Annotated in this window: 22 protein-coding genes; 5 read left to right on the top strand and 17 right to left on the bottom strand. The window is 63.1% G+C overall.

Translation table 11 applies throughout. The features are described 5' to 3' along the window. Window positions 1-45: 45 nt before the first annotated feature. From IM737_RS10410 to IM737_RS10400, 3 genes are all read right to left on the bottom strand, one after another. Window positions 46-342 carry a GNAT family N-acetyltransferase gene (locus IM737_RS10410; protein ID WP_236893824.1) on the bottom strand — a complete coding sequence of 99 codons (297 nt, stop codon included), beginning with the start codon at window positions 340-342 and terminating at the stop codon, window positions 46-48. A gap of 62 nt (window positions 343-404) precedes the next feature. Further along, a complete protein-coding gene (locus IM737_RS10405; protein WP_236893823.1) occupies window positions 405-983 on the bottom strand; it encodes a tetratricopeptide repeat protein in 579 nt (192 codons plus the stop codon). A gap of 54 nt (window positions 984-1,037) precedes the next feature. Next, complete coding sequence (locus IM737_RS10400) at window positions 1,038-1,778, bottom strand: DedA family protein (protein WP_236893822.1); 741 nt, start codon at window positions 1,776-1,778, stop codon at window positions 1,038-1,040. A 91-nt stretch (window positions 1,779-1,869) separates the two neighbouring features. Between IM737_RS10400 and IM737_RS10395 the strand changes: the two genes are divergently transcribed. Beyond that, window positions 1,870-2,244 (top strand): RidA family protein, encoded by a 375-nt coding sequence (locus tag IM737_RS10395; RefSeq protein ID WP_442874201.1) that lies wholly within the window; start codon window positions 1,870-1,872, stop codon window positions 2,242-2,244. A gap of 135 nt (window positions 2,245-2,379) precedes the next feature. Here the strand turns inward: IM737_RS10395 and IM737_RS10390 are convergent, their stop codons facing one another. The 3 genes from IM737_RS10390 to IM737_RS10380 all read right to left on the bottom strand — a co-directional run bounded on the left by IM737_RS10390 (window position 2,380) and on the right by IM737_RS10380 (window position 4,492). After that, a complete protein-coding gene (locus IM737_RS10390; protein ID WP_236893820.1) occupies window positions 2,380-3,231 on the bottom strand; it encodes a fumarylacetoacetate hydrolase family protein in 852 nt (283 codons plus the stop codon). A gap of 92 nt (window positions 3,232-3,323) precedes the next feature. Next, window positions 3,324-3,755, bottom strand: a complete 432-nt coding sequence (locus IM737_RS10385) for an RbsD/FucU family protein (protein ID WP_236893819.1) — start codon at window positions 3,753-3,755, stop codon at window positions 3,324-3,326. Between the two features lie 50 nt (window positions 3,756-3,805). After that, window positions 3,806-4,492, bottom strand: coding sequence for a GntR family transcriptional regulator (locus IM737_RS10380; RefSeq protein WP_236893818.1), 687 nt, complete (start codon window positions 4,490-4,492; stop codon window positions 3,806-3,808). A gap of 188 nt (window positions 4,493-4,680) precedes the next feature. Between IM737_RS10380 and IM737_RS10375 the strand changes: the two genes are divergently transcribed. Then, complete coding sequence (locus tag IM737_RS10375) at window positions 4,681-6,237, top strand: UxaA family hydrolase (RefSeq protein WP_236893817.1); 1,557 nt, start codon at window positions 4,681-4,683, stop codon at window positions 6,235-6,237. Beyond that, a complete protein-coding gene (locus IM737_RS10370) occupies window positions 6,234-6,560 on the top strand; it encodes a TfoX/Sxy family protein (RefSeq protein ID WP_236893816.1) in 327 nt (108 codons plus the stop codon). Before IM737_RS10375 ends, IM737_RS10370 begins: the two co-directional genes overlap by 4 nt. Window positions 6,561-6,582: 22 nt before the next feature. On the opposite strand, the gene IM737_RS10365 is transcribed toward IM737_RS10370, so the two are convergent. The 4 genes from IM737_RS10365 to IM737_RS10350 all read right to left on the bottom strand — a co-directional run bounded on the left by IM737_RS10365 (window position 6,583) and on the right by IM737_RS10350 (window position 9,801). After that, window positions 6,583-7,221 carry a class I SAM-dependent methyltransferase gene (locus IM737_RS10365; protein WP_236893815.1) on the bottom strand — a complete coding sequence of 213 codons (639 nt, stop codon included), beginning with the start codon at window positions 7,219-7,221 and terminating at the stop codon, window positions 6,583-6,585. A gap of 12 nt (window positions 7,222-7,233) precedes the next feature. After that, the gene (locus IM737_RS10360; protein ID WP_236893814.1) at window positions 7,234-8,322 is read right to left on the bottom strand and encodes a sensor histidine kinase; all 1,089 of its coding nucleotides are present in this window, start codon (window positions 8,320-8,322) and stop codon (window positions 7,234-7,236) included. 199 nt (window positions 8,323-8,521) lie between these two features. Next, window positions 8,522-8,890, bottom strand: coding sequence for an iron chaperone (locus tag IM737_RS10355; protein WP_236893813.1), 369 nt, complete (start codon window positions 8,888-8,890; stop codon window positions 8,522-8,524). Beyond that, window positions 8,887-9,801 (bottom strand): SMP-30/gluconolactonase/LRE family protein, encoded by a 915-nt coding sequence (locus tag IM737_RS10350; protein WP_236893812.1) that lies wholly within the window; start codon window positions 9,799-9,801, stop codon window positions 8,887-8,889. Before IM737_RS10350 ends, IM737_RS10355 begins: the two co-directional genes overlap by 4 nt. Before the next feature lie 143 nt (window positions 9,802-9,944). On the opposite strand from IM737_RS10350, the gene IM737_RS10345 reads away from it, so the two are divergent. Next, entirely contained in the window at window positions 9,945-11,132 is a 1,188-nt protein-coding gene (locus IM737_RS10345) for an alpha-hydroxy acid oxidase (RefSeq protein ID WP_236893811.1), read from the top strand. A 124-nt stretch (window positions 11,133-11,256) separates the two neighbouring features. On the opposite strand, the gene IM737_RS10340 is transcribed toward IM737_RS10345, so the two are convergent. The 5 genes from IM737_RS10340 to IM737_RS10320 all read right to left on the bottom strand — a co-directional run bounded on the left by IM737_RS10340 (window position 11,257) and on the right by IM737_RS10320 (window position 15,103). Continuing rightward, a complete protein-coding gene (locus IM737_RS10340) occupies window positions 11,257-12,060 on the bottom strand; it encodes an anti-sigma factor family protein (protein ID WP_236893810.1) in 804 nt (267 codons plus the stop codon). Next, window positions 12,057-12,563: a sigma-70 family RNA polymerase sigma factor gene (locus tag IM737_RS10335; protein ID WP_236893809.1), complete on the bottom strand. Its 507-nt coding sequence runs from the start codon at window positions 12,561-12,563 to the stop codon at window positions 12,057-12,059. Before IM737_RS10335 ends, IM737_RS10340 begins: the two co-directional genes overlap by 4 nt. Window positions 12,564-12,577: 14 nt before the next feature. Beyond that, window positions 12,578-12,976, bottom strand: coding sequence for a COG4315 family predicted lipoprotein (locus IM737_RS10330; protein ID WP_236893808.1), 399 nt, complete (start codon window positions 12,974-12,976; stop codon window positions 12,578-12,580). A 106-nt stretch (window positions 12,977-13,082) separates the two neighbouring features. Next, entirely contained in the window at window positions 13,083-13,727 is a 645-nt protein-coding gene (locus IM737_RS10325; protein ID WP_236893807.1) for a response regulator, read from the bottom strand. After that, window positions 13,724-15,103 (bottom strand): cache domain-containing protein, encoded by a 1,380-nt coding sequence (locus IM737_RS10320; protein WP_236893806.1) that lies wholly within the window; start codon window positions 15,101-15,103, stop codon window positions 13,724-13,726. The genes IM737_RS10325 and IM737_RS10320 overlap by 4 nt, the downstream gene beginning before the upstream one ends. A 236-nt stretch (window positions 15,104-15,339) precedes the next feature. Between IM737_RS10320 and IM737_RS10315 the strand changes: the two genes are divergently transcribed. Next, window positions 15,340-16,440, top strand: a complete 1,101-nt coding sequence (locus IM737_RS10315; protein WP_236899823.1) for a TRAP transporter substrate-binding protein — start codon at window positions 15,340-15,342, stop codon at window positions 16,438-16,440. A gap of 130 nt (window positions 16,441-16,570) precedes the next feature. Here the strand turns inward: IM737_RS10315 and IM737_RS10310 are convergent, their stop codons facing one another. Beyond that, window positions 16,571-17,962, bottom strand: a complete 1,392-nt coding sequence (locus tag IM737_RS10310; RefSeq protein WP_236899822.1) for a TRAP transporter large permease — start codon at window positions 17,960-17,962, stop codon at window positions 16,571-16,573. Beyond that, entirely contained in the window at window positions 17,962-18,525 is a 564-nt protein-coding gene (locus IM737_RS10305; RefSeq protein WP_236899821.1) for a TRAP transporter small permease subunit, read from the bottom strand. The genes IM737_RS10310 and IM737_RS10305 overlap by 1 nt, the downstream gene beginning before the upstream one ends. Between the last annotated feature and the right edge of the window lie 188 nt (window positions 18,526-18,713).

The following is an 18,713-nucleotide window of genomic DNA, read 5'->3' as shown; positions in this document are numbered from 1 at the left end:
GGTGCGCTTCTTCAGCGCCTCGAACCACGAGGGCGCGGCAGGGTCCTAGGCCTTGAGGTCGGCCCATTCAGGATGGCGGCGGAATTGCGCGACCACGTAGGAGCAGACCGGGGTGATCTTGAAGCCGTTCTGGCGCGCGTCGGCAATGGCGTGGGCGACCAGTTTGGCGGCGATGCCGCGACCCTCGAAGGCCGGCGGGACGCCGGTGTGGTCGATGATGATGGTTTCGTCCTCGCCCTTGCGGAAGGTCATTTCAGCTTCGGCATCGGGCGACAGCTTGATGAAATAGCGGCCGCGGGTCGGGCCGTCTTCGCGCACGACGGTCAGTTCATTGTCGTTCATGGTCAGGACTTCCGCTTATACTGCAACAGCATATGGGCGCAGTGGCAGAGCGGGTCAACCGGTCAAATCCGGGTGACGTCCTCAAGCAGTTCAGGGAACAGGGCGCGCTCGGCGAGGAAGGGGTGGATGGCGAGGGCCGCAGCCATGTCTCGCAGCGCCAGAGCCTCCTTGCCCTGGTTCTTATACATGACGGCCCGACCGACTAGAGCGCCGAAATGGCGCGGCTCGAACTCCAGGACCTTCTCGATATCGGCCATGGACTGATCGTAGTTGCTGAGCAGGTAATAGATGGTGGCGCGCTGATTCCAGGCCTCGGCATAGGTGGGATAATCGGCGACGATGTCGTCGAGCGCGGCGATGACCGCGGGGAAATCGGCCTGCTGGCGCAGCATCAGCACGTCCCGCATGCGGGTGGCCAGATCGGGATCGGCCGGCGTGGTCCAGTAAAGCCAGATCTGATCGGTGATGGCGCGGGCCGCAGTTTCGTCAGGAGCGGACTTGAGCTTGGCGAAAAGCGCATCGAGAGCTGCGCTTTCACGCTCGGTTTGTGCCAGCGGCGCCGGGATGATTGCGGAAAAAGCGACGCCCGGCCCCAGAAGGGCGGTCAGGACGAAGCGATACCTGATGATCGAGCGACGCATGATAGTCCCGAACGTGATCCCTATCGAGGCCGTCCGCAAGACATCACTTCGTGATCAGTGCACTTCTTCCTTGGCGGCCCAGCGGGCCTGCAGCGAGCGGCCGAAACCGCCGAGCCAGGGTGCGAAGAACAGCAGGGTGCGGCGGTGGTAATGCAGCAGGATGAATAGCCCAGCCAGGATCAGCGTGCCGACGACAATCACCAGTTCGAGCGACAGTCCGATCGACTTGAGCCAAGCCGTCAGCAGCATGCCGGGCAGGATATGGGCGGCGGCCCAGGCAAAGGCCGAGGTGACGTTGATGATGGTGAAGTGGCCGTATTTCATGCCCATGATGCCGGCCACACCGGGGATCACGGCCTTCACGCCCGGAATGAAGCGGCCGATGAACACGGCCTTGCCGCCATGCCGGGCGAAGAAGACTTCGCCCCGGGCGATCAATGCCTTGTGGTTCTTGAACGGCCAGATTTCCTTGATGGAATCCTTGAGGAAATGGCCGATCGTGTAGGAGATGGCGTCGCCGATGATGGCGCCGATCACGGCGGCGAAATAGACTTCCCAGAACGGCAGGCGACCCTCGGCGATGATGCCGCCTGCCATCAGCAGGACGGGGGTCGAGGGCACGAAGAGGCCGAGGATGAACACGGCCTCGCCGATGGCCACTGCGAAGATGAACCAGAAGGTGAGCCAGAAATTGCCTGATATGGCGTCGAGGAAGCTTTCAAGGTAGGCCGACACGGTGTGGAAGATGTCGAACATCGTGCTATCGGTCTCATCGCGCTGAACAGTGGTGCGCAACGCCCACCGGTGCTTGACATATGGCTGGTCGAGCGCCGACGCTCAAGCCCTATCCTTCTGGAATGTCCCAATGAGTCCGCTTCTGCATCACATGATTGCTTCCGGGCCGCGCCCGGTCGCGCCGTTTTCGCATGCCGTCGAGGCTGATGGCTGGGTGTTCGTCACCGGGCAGATGCCGACCGATCCGGCAGCACCGGATGCGCCATTGCCCGAGGGCATCGAGGCGCAGACGCGGCGGGTGATCGAGAATCTCAAGGTGGTGCTTGGTGGTATCGGGCTTGGGCTCGAGCATGTCACCATGGCGCGGATTTATCTGACCGCGTTCGAGCGGGACTATGCCGCGCTCAATGCGCTGTGGCCGACATTTTTCGAGGCGGGCAAGCTGCCGGCGCGGACGACGGTGGGGGTGACGGCGCTGGCGGTTGGGGCGCTGGTGGAGATCGATCTGGTGGCGCGGAGGGACTAGGGCCGCCCGCCCTCGTGGTTCGAGGCTCGCGAAGGGCTCGCACCTCACCATGAGGTCTCAACATGCGCAGTTGAAGAAGTAGCCCTCATGGTGGGGTGCGCCACTTGGCGCCTCGAACCACGAGGGCGTGTAACCTCAGGCGCTGTATGCCTTCACGTTCTGCGTCTGCTCACCTAGCCCGTCGATGCCCAGGTGCATCACGTTGCCGGGCTTGAGCCAGACCGGGTTCGGCTTGATGCCCATGCCCACGCCAGGCGGGGTGCCTGTGGTGATGATGTCGCCGGGCTGCAGGCTCATGAACTGGCTGACATAGCTGACGATGTGGGCGACGCCGAAGACCATCGTTTTGGTCGAACCGTTCTGGTAGCGGTGGCCGTCGACATCGAGCCACATGCCCAGTTGCTGGGGGTCGGTGACTTCGTCCTTGGTGACCAGCCAGGGGCCGATCGGGCCGAAGGTGTCGCAGCCCTTGCCCTTGTCCCACTGGCCGCCGCGCTCGGTCTGAAAGTGGCGCTCGGAGATGTCGTTGACAACGCAATAGCCGGCGACGTGGTCGAGGGCGTCGGCCTCGTCGACATAGCGGGCTTCCTTGCCGATGATGACGCCCAGTTCGACTTCCCAATCCGGCTTGATGGCGTTTTTGGGGATGATGACGTCGTCATTGGGGCCGATGATGGCGCTGGTGGCCTTCATGAAGATCACCGGCTCGGCGGGTACCGGCAGGCCGCTTTCGGCGGCGTGGTCGGCATAGTTGAGGCCGATGCAGATGAACTTGCCGACATTGCCAACGCAGGGGCCAATGCGGTCACTGCTGCTCAGCTTGGGCAAAACGCCGATATCGACGGCGCGAATCTTGGCCAGGCCTTCCGGGGTCAGCGTGTCACCACCGATATCGCCGACGATGCCGGAGAGGTCGCGGATGGAGCCGTCTTCGGCCAGGATGGCGGGCTTTTCGGCGCCCTTGGCACCAACGCGCAGCAGTTTCATGGGATACTCCGGTTCTGGTTGGCCACGGTCCTAGCGGCTAACATGTTAGTCTGTCGAGGGCGACCTTGGTCCAATCGGTTCGATTGCCCCGATCACGACGGGCGAATGATGCCCTTCTTGAGGATGATGTTGCCGTAGAGGCGGCTCTCGCCGGTCTGGACGATGGCCGCTGCCGTCTTGGCACGATCGTAAAAGGCAAAGCGCTCGAGGGTTGAAAAGCCCATCTTGGGCTCGTGGCGATGAATGATCTCTTCGAACAGGTCGTAGATCGGCTCGCGGGCCTGGGGGTTGCCCACCACGGCCATGCCGAACGCGGCCTCGTCGACGAATTCGTCGAGCGGCATCACGGTCAGCACGGCGTCGAGTACGTCGGTTGCCGAGCGGCCATCGACACGGATGAGCTTCGGTCCGAGAAAGGCGGCGGGAAAATTGGCGTCCGCAATGACGATCTCGTCGCCGTGACCCATGGCGCGCAGGGTGGAGAGAAGCTCGGGTCCGAGCAAAGCGGGGATATTCTTGAGCATGATTCCTCGTGTTTCACTGCGGCAAATGATGCCGCGGTCATGTTTTGCGCCTACCCGAACGGGAAGCTGTCCTGATCCGTGCCTAGCGTATGGCCATCGGCGAACATGTCGGGGTGTTCGCGGGCGAAGGCGAAGAGCTCGACCATGACCGCGTCGATATGGGCGCGGATGGCCTTGTTGGCTTGGTCCTGATTGCCGGCCAGGATGCCATCGAAGATCGCCTGGTGTTCGGCAATGGTCAGCGCCAGGCGGCGGGGGGTGATGATCAGACGGCGGGCGCGATCGAGATTGGCGCGGGCCGAATCGATGATGCCCTTGACCTTGGTGAAGCGCATCGAGCGGTAGATGATGTCGTGAAACTCGATGTCGATCTGGTGGAAGGCCTCGGAATCGTCGCGCTCGGCAGCCTCGCGCTGGGCGGCCATATTGGCATGGAGCGCCTCGGTCAGCGTGGCATCGTGGCTGCCGATCAGGACGCGCAGGGCTTCGGATTCAAGGCCCTTGCGGATGAGCATGTATTCGCGGACATCGGCAATGCGGACCAGCGACACGGTGGAGCCGCGCTGCGGGGCGATATCGACTAGGCCCTCGATCTGCAGGCGCGCCAGGGCTTCGCTGACAGGGAAGCGGGAGACGCCGAGCTGTTCGCAGATGGCGGATTTGTCGATGACACTGCCGGGCGGCAAAGCCAGGGAGACGATCGCCTGGCGGATCGCACTGGTGACGTCAGCCGTCACGCTGCCGCGTGCCAAAGCCGTTGGGCGAACGAGAAAAGAGTAAGGACTTTGCGCTGATCTCATGCTAACATGTTAGTTAGAGCCGTGGTGCTTTACAACGCCCATCGCTGCTGATTGCGGGCGCAATCTGGCGGCAAATGGTCCCGGCGTAAAGCGCAGTTGAGACCCAGCCCCCTGAAAGCATCCCCATGTCCGAAACCATGACCCGTCCCGAGGCCAGAACGCTGGTGCTCAATGCTGCCGACAATATCGCGGTGGCGCTTGCCAATCTGGAGGTCGGCACGGCAACGCCACAGGGCGTGACCATCGTCCGTCGCGTGCCGCGCGGGCACAAGTTCGCGATGCAGGGCATTCGGGCTGGCGAGGCGATCGTCAAGTTCGGGCAGATCATCGGCTTTGCCAATCAAGCCATTCCGCCGGGCGACTGGGTGCATGAGCACAATTGCGGCATGGGTGGCCCCGACGGCACGCTGACGCATGACTATGCGTTTGCCGAAGGAGCCGTGGCGCCGGAGATGATCCCGCTGGGGCAGAGGGCAACGTTTCAGGGGTATCGCCGGGCCAATGGCTCGGTCGGCACCCGCAATTATATCGGCATCCTGACCTCGGTGAACTGCTCGGCCACGGTGGCCAAGTTCATCGCCGAGGGCATCAATCGCTCCGGCATTCTTGACGATTATCCCGAAATCGATGGCGTGGTGCCGTTCGTGCATGGCACGGGCTGCGGCATGGAGAGCCGGGGCGAGGGCTTCGATATCCTCAAGCGCACGCAGTGGGGCTATACGTCCAACCCCAATCTGGGCGCGGCCATGCTGGTGGGGCTGGGCTGCGAAGTGTTCCAGATCGGCCGGATGAAGGAAATGTACGGCATCGTCGAGAGCGACACGTTCCAGACCATGACCATCCAAGAGAGCGGCGGCACCAAGAAGATCATCGAATGGGGCATCGAGCGCATGAAGGAAATGCTGCCGGTGGCGGCGCGGGCCAAGCGCGAGACCATCGATGCGTCGGAGCTGACGCTGGCGCTGCAATGCGGCGGCTCGGACGGCTATTCGGGCATCACCGCCAACCCGGCTCTGGGCTATGCCGCCGATATCCTGGTGCGCAATGGTGGCACCGCTATCCTCAGCGAAACGCCGGAAATCTATGGCGCCGAGCATCTGCTGACGCGGCGCGCCGTATCGCGGGAAGTCGGCGAGAAGCTGATCAGCCGTATCCACTGGTGGGAAGACTACACGCAGCGCAACCATGGCGAGATGAACAACAATCCTTCGCCGGGCAACAAGCTGGGTGGTTTGACCACCATTCTCGAAAAGTCACTCGGCGCGGCGGCCAAGGGCGGCACGACGCCGCTGACGGCGGTCTATGAATATGCCGAGAAGGTCACCGAGAAGGGCTTTGTCTTCATGGATACGCCCGGCTTCGATCCGGTTTCGGCGACGGGGCAGGTGGCGGGTGGCGCCAATATCCTGGCGTTCACCACCGGGCGCGGCTCGGCCTATGGCTGCAAGCCGGTGCCGTCGATCAAGCTCGCCACCAATTCGGACATGTATGCCCGCATGCGCGAGGACATGGACATCAATTGCGGCGATATCGTCGAGGGTGTGGGTGTTTCCATCGAGGCCAAGGGGCAGGAAATCTTCGACCTGATGCTGCGCGTCGCCTCGGGCGAGCCGACCAAGTCGGAAGCTTTGGGCTATGGCGACAACGAATTCGTGCCGTGGCAGGTCGGGGCGACGATGTGAGCAGCCAGCAGAAAACGGTCGACTATATTCTCGAGCAGACCGCCGATGCTGGGACGATGACGGCCAGGAAGATGTTTGGCGAATACGGCATGTATTGCGACGGCAAGGTCATGGCCTTCATCTGCGACGACCAGCTGTTCGTCAAGCCGACCGAGGCGGGGCGGGCCTATCTTGGCGAGGTGACGGAGGCCGAGGCCTATCCGGGATCGAAGATGTATTTCCTGATCGATGGCGATCGGTGGGATGATGCGGAGTGGATGGCGGGGCTGGTGAAGGCGACAGCGGATGCACTGCCGGCGCCGAAGGCGAAGAAGGGCAAGTAGCACCCCACTAGCGACGCTGTGGTTAGGCGAGCCGATACACACTCCCAACCCGTTCGGCGCTGGTCCGGGCGTCGCCAACGTCACCGACCGCATAGGACGCCAGTCGTTCCAGCCGCTGCACCGGCAAGTCCCGCCGATCCGGATCGCCGATCATCACGTCGATGCCTGCCGCTGCGCAGCGTTCGAGGAACGGCAGCATCAACGCCGCCACATCGGCATGGTAGAACACATCGCCCGCGGCGATCATCTCGATCTCCGCCGGTGGCGCGGCGCGCAGGTCGACATCGATCAGTGCAACCTCCACCCCATTCGCCGCTGCATTGAGGGCAATCGCCGCACGGCCATTCGGGTCAATCTCCGCGGCGGACACAATTGCCCCGGCCTTGGCCGCAGCGATTCCCACCAGCCCTGAACCTGCCCCCAGATCCAGCACGCGCTTGCCCGCGATCAACTCGGGATGCTCAACAAAATGGTGTGCCAAGGCCAACCCGCCGGCCCATGGGAAGGCCCAATAGGGCGGCGGCGGATCGGTGTCCTCGGGATTGGCGAGGCGTGAGAGCCGGCTGCGGGCATGGGAGACGTAAAGGCTGATCGCGGGCAGCGACGGCAGCGGGCGCAACTCGAGATTGGCCACGATGAAGGCGGTGATCGGATCGGTCATCGTCGCGCGCAGTCAGACCACTTCGGGCTCGGCGTTGGCGCGGGCAAAGAAGATCGAAACCTTGAGCCCGGCGCCGGGGACCGAATCCACTGTAACCTTGGCCTTGGCATTCTGCCCCAGCGAATGGACGATGAGGGCGCTGAGCTTGCCGGGCTTGGGCCAGGTCGCGCCTTCGGCAAGGCCCACGCCGTCGTCGGAAATGGTGACGCGGCAGCCGGTTTCGTCGACCAGCGAATGCAGCGAGATCGTGCCGCCGTCGCGGCCGACAAAGGCATATTTGAGCGCGTTGATCATCAGCTCGTTGACCACTAGCCCCGTGGGCATGGCCACATTCACCGAGACCGGCCAGGTATCGACCTGGAGATTCAGGCGGATACCCTCGACGGCGTGAGCCGCCATCACGGCCGAGGCTACCTGGCTGAGATAGACGCCGAGATCGACGCTTTCCGATTGCCCATCCTCGGAGAGCGATTGGTAGAGCAAAGCCAGCGAAGAGATGCGTCCGGCCAGGCGCTGGAAGGCCTGGCTGCTGGTATCATCGGGCATGTTGCGCGCTTCGAGGCGGATCAGCGCGGTGATCATCTGCAGGTTGTTCTTGACCCGGTGCTGCAGCTCCCGCAGCAGCGTGTCCTTTTCCTGGATCTGGGTCTTGAGGCTGGCCTCGTTTTCGGGCGTGCGGTGGGCCGTCTGGGCGAGCGCAACCAGCCGGAAGGTCGGGTTGCCGGCATCATCCTCGATGATGTTGGACCAGGCGTCGACGGTAATCTCCGTCCCTTCGCGCTTGATCAGGAAGGTGCCGATATAGTCGTCGCGCAGGGCAACGGCCTGGCTCAGGGGTTCGCCATTGTCGCGCGCGACGGCATCAGGGGGCAGCACTGCCCATGGCCGACCCTGCAGCTTATCGGCCGACGTGCCAAGCAGCCGTTCAAACTCGATATTGGCATAGGCAAGCCGCTCTTCCGGCTGCAATTCGGCTACGGCTATGCCAAACGGCACATGGTCGAGGAATTGCTTGAACCGGTCGCTTTCGAGCGCATCGGACAGGTTGGGCGTATCGAGCAGCTCCCCAACGGACGCTGCCTCCTTATCTTGGTCGGTCAAAGCTACATTCCGGTTATCGCCCCTTATCACCCATACCAGCTTCGCTGAGCGTCTGGCAGATAATCTCTAGGGGCGCCGTAAGCCGCTGGCCTGAAATAAGTGGTCACGACCTATTGGCTGCCGGTGATGAAAGCCGCTTGCGGCGAGGGCCGCCGAAGGTGACGTTGGATATGTAGGATGAAGGGGCCAGGTTCGTCGCTCAACGACTGGCCTTGCGTGCAGCATTTTCGGCCAGTCGGGCCCTCACCAGACGATGCACAAGTTCGGCAGGCAGCGGTTGGCTCGGCTGGAAACGGATCGTTCCCTTGGACGTGTCCATGCCCTTGAGCGCATCCGCGAAAATCTCCATTACCGCCGGGCTCTGAACATAGAAGGCGCAGTGGTTTCTGGTTGCCCCGAAGGATACCAGAGCGCCATCCTGGCGGAATGCGGGGATGCCATAGCCGATATATTCCTCGGCGTCGGGCGCGGCATGACGGATTTCGGCGCGCAACGCCAACAGAGCTTGCTGCTGCTCGACGGGCAGTGGCGCGAGAAAATCGAGGGTGGTCTGGGCGATGTCACTCAAGGCCGCTGCAGGCCGGTGGCGCTGACATAGGTGGTCATGACGTATTGGCTGCAGGTGATGAAAAGCCGGTTGCGGCGGGGGCCGCCGAAGGTGACGTTGGACGTCTTGGCGCCGGTCTTGATGCGACCAAGCAGGGCGCCCGCGGGATTGTAGACGTTCACGCCCAGGCCGGCGCTGGTCCAGATGTTGCCCTCGGTGTCGAGGCGGAAGCCATCGGGCAGGCCGGAATCGATATCTGCAAAGAGTTTGGGATTGGTCAGCCTAGCGCCATTGACGTCGAACTGCCGGATATGGGCCGGCCAGTCGGGGTCGTGGCTCTGGCCGGTATCGGAGATGTACAGGATGGACTCGTCCGGCGAGAAGGCCAGCCCATTGGGCTTGGCGAAGTCGTCGGCGACGACCGTCAATGAACCGTCTGAGGGATCGAAGCGGTAGACGTAGCAGCCGCCCTGTTCGGGATCGGCCTTGTAGCCTTCGTAGTCGCTGAGGATGCCGTAGGTGGGGTCGGTGAACCAGATGGTGCCATCAGACTTGACCACGACGTCATTGGGTGAGTTGAGGCGCTTGCCCTGATAGGTGTCGACCAGCGTCGTCACCGTGCCGTCGGGCTCGGTGCGCAAGACGGCGCGGGCGCCATGCGAGCAGGAGATCAGCCGGCCCTGGTTGTCGCGGGTATTGCCATTGACGTAGTTGGAGGGCGTGCGGAAGGTGGTGATACCGAGGTCGGGCACCCATTTGAGCATGCGGTTGTTGGGAATGTCGCTCCAGACCAGGTAATTGCCGTCGGCGAACCAGACCGGACCTTCGGCCCAGCGGCAGCCATCGTAGAGCACTTCGAGCGCGGCGATGCCGATTGCCAGGTCGTAGAATTTCCTGTCAATGAATTCGAGCGCTTCGCCGCCGACAGCCATGCCGTTCCTCCCGGTCTTTGTGGCATATGACGGGATGGCCGGAGCGGTGGCAAGGGTCATGCGTGGCGCATTGCAAGTGCAAGCGCGGGCGCATTGACGACTAACATGTTAGTTGCTAGGGCAAGACAACACCGGAGCCCGACATGGCCGCACTCGATAAGATCCTGACTGTCGACGAGATGAAGGCCAAGGCGCGTCGGAGCGTGCCCAAGATGTTTTTCGAGTATGCGGATTCGGGCAGCTATACCGAAGGCACCTATCGGGCCAACGAAAGCGACTTCAACAAGATCAGCCTCAAGCAGAAGGTGGCGGTCAATCTTGAGGGCCGCAATCTCAAGACCAAGATGCTGGGCAAAGAGATCACCATGCCGGTGGCCATCGCTCCGGCAGCGACGGGCGGCATGCAGGTGGCCGATGGGGAGATCAAGGCGGCCAAGGCAGCCGAGAAATACGGCATTCCGTTCACGCTCTCGACCATGGCGGTCTGCTCGATCGAGGATATTGCCGAGAACACGACGGCGCCGTTCTGGTTTCAGCTCTATGTGATGCGCGACCGCGGCTTCATCGAGCGGCTGATCGACCGGGCCAAGGCCGCCAAGTGCTCGGCGCTGGTGCTGACCATGGACCTGCAGATCCTCGGCCAGCGGCACAAGGATATTCATAACGGGCTGTCGACCCCGCCAAAATTCACCGCCTATTCGATCTGGCAGATGATGCAGCATCCGATCTGGTGTGCGCGCATGCTGGGCACCAAGCGGCACACGTTCCGCAATATCGTGGGGCATGTGAGTGGGGATCACGACCTGGCGTCGCTGTCGGCCTGGACGGCCAGCCAGTTCGATCCGGCGCTTAATTGGGCTGATGTGAAATGGGTCAAGGAGCGCTTTGGCGGCCCCGTCATCGTCAAGGGCGTGCTCGATCCTGACGATGCGCAGGCGGCGATCGACAATGGCGCGGATGCCATCGTGGTGTCCAACCATGGCGGGCGGCAGCTCGACGGCGCGCCGTCGACCATTCGCGTGCTGCCCGAGATCGTCGAGCGGGTGGGGCACAAGACCGAAGTCTATCTCGATAGCGGCATTCGCTCGGGTCAGGATGTGATCAAGGCGTTGGCCTACGGCGCCAAGGGCACGTTCATCGGCCGGCCGATGCTCTATGGGCTGGGCGCAGGCGGCGAAGCGGGCGTGACGCGCGTGCTCGACATCATCCGCAAGGAGCTCGATACGACCATGGCGCTGTGCGGCGAGCGCGACATTCTCAATGTCGGGCTGCACAATATCTATTCGAACGATATTCCGAAGCGGAATGCGCCGGTGGCTGTACGTGGGTAGTTTTCGTGGTGTCATTCCGGCGGGGGCAGCAAACCATGCGGTGACCCAGCCGCGCGCTGGATTGGCGAACCACGGACATGGATTCCGGCCTTCGCCGGAATGACCCGTGGATGGGGCGATTTCCTTACAGCCCCTGATACCGATCCGCCGTCACATCGCCCTCGGTCAGCTGCGCATAAACCGCGCCTGCCACAGCTTTCATCTGCGCCTCGGGCAACGTTCCCACCACCGTGCAGGTGATGCGGGCATTGGCCCAGTAGAACGCCTCCGCGCCGTCGTAGTTGGCGAACTGGTAGGCCGGGGCGCGATCGGCGAGAGCGGCGGTCACATAGATGGTGACGCGCTGTTTGGCGGCATCTTCGTACATCAGCTGGGCGGCGCGGCCGCCGGTATCAGGCTCGCCGGGCAACAGACGTCCGCCAACCAGGGTGAACCCTTCGGCTGTCAGGTCGGGCATGCCCAAAGTGGTGTCGAGGCGGTTGGAAAGCCAGGTGGAGAGATGCTCGCTGTCGTCGCTGGCGACCTCCACGGCATGGCGGTTTTCGGCGACATAGACGGTGTGCGCGTTGACGGCGTCGGCGATCAGCCGGGCGCTGGCGGGTTGGGCTTCGAGCAGCGGGCGGGCGAACCAGCCGGTGCCGAGACCGAGGCCGACCAGTACCACAGCGGCAGCCGCCCAGCGCCAGGACCGCATGCGACCCCGATCGATTTCGGCGGCGATGCGGCGCGGCTTGAGGCGGGCCGGGACGGGCTCGGCGCCGGCGGGCGCAAAGAGGGTCCTGATGGCGTCGTTCTGGCGCTGCATCAGCGCGAGTTCGGCGGTGGCATCGGGATTGAGGGCGAGCCAGGCTTCGACCCTAGTGCGTTCGGCGCCGTCGAGTTGTCCATCGGCATAGGCCATCAGCGTGTCGCGGGTGATCTCGCTCATTTGACAGTCCTCAGATGCGGTTCGGCCGGCGTGCCGGTGGCAAGGCGCAGGGCCGCGCGGGCTCGGCCGAGGCGGCTCATCAGCGTGCCCAGTGGGATATTGAGGATGTCGGCGGCCTCTTGATAAGGCAGGCCTTCGAGAGCGACGAGCAGCAAGGCTTCCTTTTGCTCCTGTGACAAGGTGTCGATGGCACGGGCCATCTCGGCCAGCGCGATATGACCCGGCTGTGGAGCCGGGGTCGAGGGTTCTGGAACGCTGTCGATGTCGACTGTCTCGCCCCGTCTATGGGAGGAACGGAGTGCGTTGCGATAAAGGTTCAGCAGGATTGTAAACAGCCAGGCGCGGACCGGTCCCGATGGACGGAACAGGCCGCGCCTGGAGATAGCGCGTTCGAGGCAATCCTGAACCAGATCATCGGCCAGGTCAGCATTGCGCGTCAGCGCCCGGGCATAGCGCCTGAGGGCCGGTACGCAGGCTTCGACCTCGTCGAGAAATTGGTCCATGAACCGCCTAGGCTTTACTCGATGGCAAGGTGCCAGACGCCACCGACGCCGTCACCCTTGATGTCGCCGGCAGCGACGTCTTCGTACCAGTAATACAGCGGCCAGCCCTTATAGGCCCACATCTTGGAGCCGTCGTCGCGGGTCACGACGGTGAAGTCACCATCGGCGGCGGCAGCGGCATCGGCCATCAGCGGCGGCCACTTGACGGCGCAGTCGCCGTTGCAGACGGACTTGCCGTCGCCATTGGTGTCCTTGTCGAAGGTGTAGAGTGTCATGCCGTTGGTATCGGTCAGGACCATCTTGCCGCCGATATCGGTCGACTTGACGGCACCGCCGAGATAGTCGACGGCGAAAGCGGGCATAGCGAGTAGAGCGAGAGCGGCCACACCGGCCAGGATCGAACGGAACTTCATGGGATGTTTCCCTCCATGTTGCGGGGCCGTCGATGCGGCCCTCAATGGTGTCAACATCGGGGGGGAGGGTTTTAATCCGCGCTTTCGCAAAGTTATTTCGGGACCGTCAGTCGGCGGCCATCAGGCCATGGTCGATGACGTAGCGCGTGAGGCCGGCGGTGGTGCCGATGCCGAGCTTCTTCTTGATGTTCTTGCGGTGCGTTTCGACGGTACGCACGGAAATGTCGAGTTCCGCCGCCACGTCCTTGTTCGAATGTCCCCGCGCAACCAGCAGCAGCACCGATTGTTCACGGGTGGTCAGGGGAACGACGGCGCTGGACTTGGTGCCCTTCTGCAGAATGGCCTCTGCGACACCTGATGAGAAGTATGTGCCGTTGGCGGCCACCGCTTCGATCGCCGAAATGATCTCGGTGGGCGAGACGTCCTTGAGGATATAGCCGGAGGCGCCGTACATGACGGCGGTAGAAATGTATTCGCGGCTGTCGTGCATCGACAGCATCAGCAGGCGGGTCCGCGGCAGGCGCTCGCGGAACAGTTCGATGGCGTCGAGCCCGCTCAGTTCGGGCATGTTGATGTCCATCATGACAACGTCGGGGTTTTCTTGTTCGGCCAAAGCAAGTGCCGCATGGGCCGAGCGCACAGCACCAACCACCTTGATATGACCGAAGGTTTCCACCACCGAGCGGATGCCTTCGAGCACCAGCGGATGGTCGTCGCAGATCAGGACCCTGATGGGTGCGTGGGCCGTCATGCTGGGACCGCTTCAGGCTTTTGGGTGATGTAGGTCGATTTGGGCAGGCGGGCCCTCAGCATCGTGCCCTTGGTGGTGCTCCGCACTTCGAGCGACCCGCCAAAATACTCCATGCGCTCCTGCATATTGCGCAGGCCGAGGCCTCGGCTGCGGCCTCCTGGCTGGTGGGTAAAGCCTTGCCCATTGTCCTCGATCAACATTTGCGGGCCATTGCCGGCGCTGGTGATGACAACGCGAATCCGTGTGGCATTGGCATGCCGCTCGATATTGGTCAGTGCCTCCTGCGCCACCCGATAGAGCGCTGTGCGGGCCTCGGGCAGGATCATGTTCTTGAAGGCCACCGACTTGAGTTCGACGGCGACGCCGGTGCGTTCGGTAAAGCTGTCGGTGAGGGCCTCCAGGGCCGCCGTCAGACCAAGGTCGTCCAGCACACCGGGCCGCAGGTCATGGGAGATGCGGCGGACTTCCTTGATGGCGTTGTTGAGCCCCTGGCGGCCGCGTTCGATGACGTCGGCGGCGTCGTCAGCGCCGCTGCGGACCTTGGTCGCGGCGAGATCGAGCATGTAGCGTGCCGCCACCATGGTCTGGGAGATGCCGTCATGCAACTCGCGGGCAATGCGGGCGCGCTCTTCTTCCTGAGTGTCGACAACGCGCTGCGCCAGTTCCTTGAGTTTGCTGTCGGCCAGGCGCCGCTCGCGCAGGGTGACGAGGAAGCTGGCGAGGAAGACTGCGAAGACGATGGGTACGGTGATCGCCGCCACGATGATGAAGGTGGTGTCGATATGTCGGCGCAAATCGGCCTCGGCGGCGGCAGTCTGGGCGAAGACGTCGTCGAGATAGACGCCGGTGCCCAGCATCCAGCGCCACTTGTCGAGCCCCACCGCGAAGGAGAGCTTGTCGGCGACCTGGCCCGTCGACGGTTTCTCCCATTTGTACTGGTGCAGCCCGCCGCCTTCCTTGGCGCGCTCGATCAGCTCGTAGATCACCTGGTTGCCATCAGGATCGGTGAGGTGCAGCCAGTTTTGGCCTTGCCGGAATGGTTGGCGCGGATGGACGATGTTCACTCCATCGTAGTCGTAGGCGAAGAAGTACCCATCCGGCCCATAGTCGAGTGCGGAGAGAATGGCCTGCACCTTGCCCTTGGCGACCTGATCATCGGCGTCAGCCGCCTGGTAGATATCGGCAATGGCGGAGACGGCCATGTTGGTCAGGTTGAGCAGTTCGCTTTCCTTGGCCTTGAGCAGGTTGTGCTCGAAGGTAGCGATGCTGGCGCGCGCCAGTTGCGTCGACTGCGAGGTCACGAGCGCGGTGATGGCCAGGATGGCCAGCACCAGCGGTAGCACCGACAGGGCCAGAATTTTCTGTCTGAGATTCATGGTCGCGCTCAGGCTCCTCAACCCGATCGTGACATACTAGCATGCCGACGCCGTGCCGATCTGCGTATTAGTGGGTAGGCCTGCGGAGAGTCCAATCCGGCGCGGCCTGCCCGCTCTGGACACTTGGTGCGTGGGGCGCAACTCTGTCGCGTGCACGAGTCCGCCCTCGTGCCGGTTTGGGAGATGGCGGCAAATCAAATCGCGCGGCGCCAATGCCGCATCCTTTGGGAGGAATTATGAAAAGACGCGAGTTCTTCAAGTCGGCTTCGGTCGCGACGATCGGCGCTGCGGCAGCGGCAACGCTGGCCACCCCGGCTATTGCGCAGGGTAATATCAACTGGCGCATGGTCACCACCTGGCCCAAGAACTTTCCGGGCCTCGGGGTCGGCGCACAGCGCCTCGCCGAGCGCATTACCGTCGCCTCGGGTGGCCGGCTGACCATCCAGGTCTTTGCCGCTGGCGAAATGGTGCCGGGCCTGCAGGCGCTGGACGCTGTGATCGATGGCTCGGCCGAAATGAGCCATGGCGCCGCCTATTACTGGCAGAACAAGAGCCAGGCCCTCAGCTTCTTCACCGGCGTGCCCTTCGGCATGACCAGCCGCGAAATGACCGGTTGGGTCCGCCACATGGGCGGCCAGGAAATCTGGGACGAAATTTACGACCAGTTCGGCCTGCAGGGCTTCCTGTCAGGCGATACCGGCACTCAGGCGGGCGGCTGGTTCAAGAATGAGCTCACCGGCCTTGCCGACGTGCAGGGCCTGCGCTTCCGCACCCCCGGCCTCGGTGGCCAGGTGTGGGGCAAGCTGGGCGCTTCGGTGACCAACCTTGCTGCCGGCGAGATCTTCGCCGCGCTGCAGTCCGGTACGCTAGACGCCGCCGAATTCGTCGGTCCCTATAACGACCTGGCGCTCGGCTTCTACCAGATCGCCAAGAACTACTACTTCCCCAGCTTCATCGAGCCGGGCCTCGCCACTGAACTCGTCGTCGACAAGGCCAAGTTCGCGGCGCTGCCGGGGGATTTGCAGGCGATCGTCAAGGATTGCTGCCAGGCTGAGTATGACAACGTGGCGGCAGACTTTGCCGCCAACGATCCGCGCGCTCTTCAGTCGCTCGTCAGCGAGCATGGCGTGCAGATCCGCCAGTTCCCCGATGAGATCCTGGAAGCGGGTGCCAAGGCTGCTGCCGAACTCCTCACCGAGATTCGTGAAAGCGGGGATGCCCTCACCAAGAAGACGGCGGAGAGCTTCATCGCCTCGCTCAACATCGTGCGTCAGAAGACCGAGGGCACCGACTCTCTGTTCCTCGCGGCGCGCCAGAAGTACTTCACGCTGAGCTAATCGCTCTGGCCCAACTCAAGACCGATGGCCCCACCGCTCCGGCGGTGGGGCTTTTTGTTGGCTAGAGGTCCAAGAGAAAGGGCCCGGATGGTGATGCCATCCGAGCCCTTGTTTGGGGATGCTGGGTGCCTCAGTTGTAGATCAGCCTGGGCAGCCAGGTGATGAGGTCGGGGAACAGGAACAGGATCGCCAATCCGGTAACCTGCAGCAGCACGAACGGCACCACCCCCTTGTAAATCATGCCGGTGGTGACCCGGGATGGCGCCACGCCGCGCAGATAGAACAGGGCGAAGCCGAATGGCGGGGTGAGGAAGCTGGTCTGCAGGTTCACGCCCACCATCACGCCCAGCCAGATCGGGTCGACACCCAGGGTCAACAGCACGGGCGCGGTGATCGGGATCACGATGAAGATGATCTCGAAGGTGTCGAGGATGAAGCCGAGCAGGAACATGATCAGCATGACGATGATGGTGGCACCAAGCGCCCCGCCCGGCATGGACGAGAGGAACTCGTGCACCAGGTTGTCGCCACCCATCATGCGGAAGACGATGGAGAACACCGCCGCGCCGAACAGGATGATGAACACCATCGAGGTGATGGTCGCGGTGGAAATCACCGCCTGGCGCAGGATGGAGAAGGTCAGCTTCCAGCGCAGGGCCGTGAGGATGATGGCACCCACCGAACCGACCGAAGCGGCCTCGGTCGGGGTAGCAATACCGGCCAGGATTGAGCCCAGCACGGCCAGGATCAGCAGCAGGGGCGGGATCAGCGCGACCACGACTTCCTTCCACAGCCCGGCTTTCTCGGCCTCCGGCACCGGCGTTGCCGGGCAGGATTTTGGGTCGGTGACGGCCTTGAAGATCATCCAGGCGGCATAGAGCACCACCAGCAGCAGGCCCGGAATGATGGCACCCGCAAACAGCGCACCCACCGAGACGGGTTCGGGCGCGAAGTTGCCCTTTTCCATCTGCACCTGGGCATTGATGCCCGAGAGCATGTCGCCCATGAAGATCAGCACGGTCGAGGGCGGAATGATCTGGCCCAGCGTGCCCGAGGCGCAGATGACGCCGGTGGCGAGCTTGGGATCGTAGCCGGCGCGCAGCATGGCCGGCAGCGAGATCAGGCCCATGGTGACCACGGTGGCGCCGACGACGCCGGTCGAGGCGGCGAGCAAGGCACCCACCAGGATGACCGAGAGACCGAGGCCGCCGCGCAGGTTGCCGAACAGCTTGCCCATGGTCAGCAGCAGTTGCTCGGCAATGCCGGAGCGTTCCAGCATCACGCCCATAAAGACGAAGAGCGGTACGGCGACCAGCACTTCATTGGTCATGAGGCCAATATAGCGGCCGGCCAGCGAGCCATAGTTGGAGGGGTCATAGACCCCAAGCCACCAGCCGACGAGGCCGAACAGCAGGGCGGTGCCGGCCAGCGAGAAGGCGACCGGGAAGCCGAGCATGAGTACGCCGATAACGCCCAGGAACATCAGGCCGGCGAGGATTTCGCCAATGAGAACGGGATCCATCAATGGGCTTCCTTGGCTTCGCGGGCGCCGTAGCGCAGGTCATCGGGCAAAAGGTCTTCGCGGCCGGCCAGCGCCAGGATGGAGCGGGCAGCCATGGCGAGGCCCTGCAGACCCACAAGCAGGCAGAACACCAGGATGAAACTCTTGAGCACGAACAGGCCCGGCATGCCGCCAATATTGCCCGAGCCCTCGTAATAGCTCCACGACCGCAACACGGCGGGCGAAGTGTAGGTATAGACCACGTAGATGAACGGCAGCAGGAACACGACGACGCCGAACAGGTCGGCGATCGCCTTCCGCCGCACCGAGGCGGGCCGATAGAAGATATCGACGCGCACGTGATCGTCGCGCATCAGGGCGAAACCGGCCACGCCGGTAAACATGGCCCCGCCGAGCCAGACATAGAGATCCTGCATCCACAATGTGGATGTGCTGAACGCATAGCGCTGCACGACGACGCCAAAACAGACCAGCACGCAGCCCAGCGCCAGCCATGACAGGACTTCGCCGACGATGCGGTTCAATCCGCTGATCGTGCGGACAAGCAAAGCAAGAGCTTGCATTTTATCCTCCCCTCTCCCGCCGGAACGCTCCCGGCCCTTGTGCCGATTGATCGACATCATGCGGCGAGGTCAACACGACTGGTCGACCACCGCAAGGTGCTCCCGGCAATACGGGCGAAGCGATAGGGGAAAGGGGACGCCTCGACAACGGCGCGCTGGGAGGAATTGGGATCAGGCCCGTAGTAGTG

This window comes from Devosia sp. SL43 (assembly GCF_021729885.1).
Classification (GTDB): Bacteria; Pseudomonadota; Alphaproteobacteria; order Rhizobiales; family Devosiaceae; genus Devosia.
Note: the sequence above shows the minus strand (reverse complement) of the source record. Positions and strands in the feature narration are given on the sequence as shown.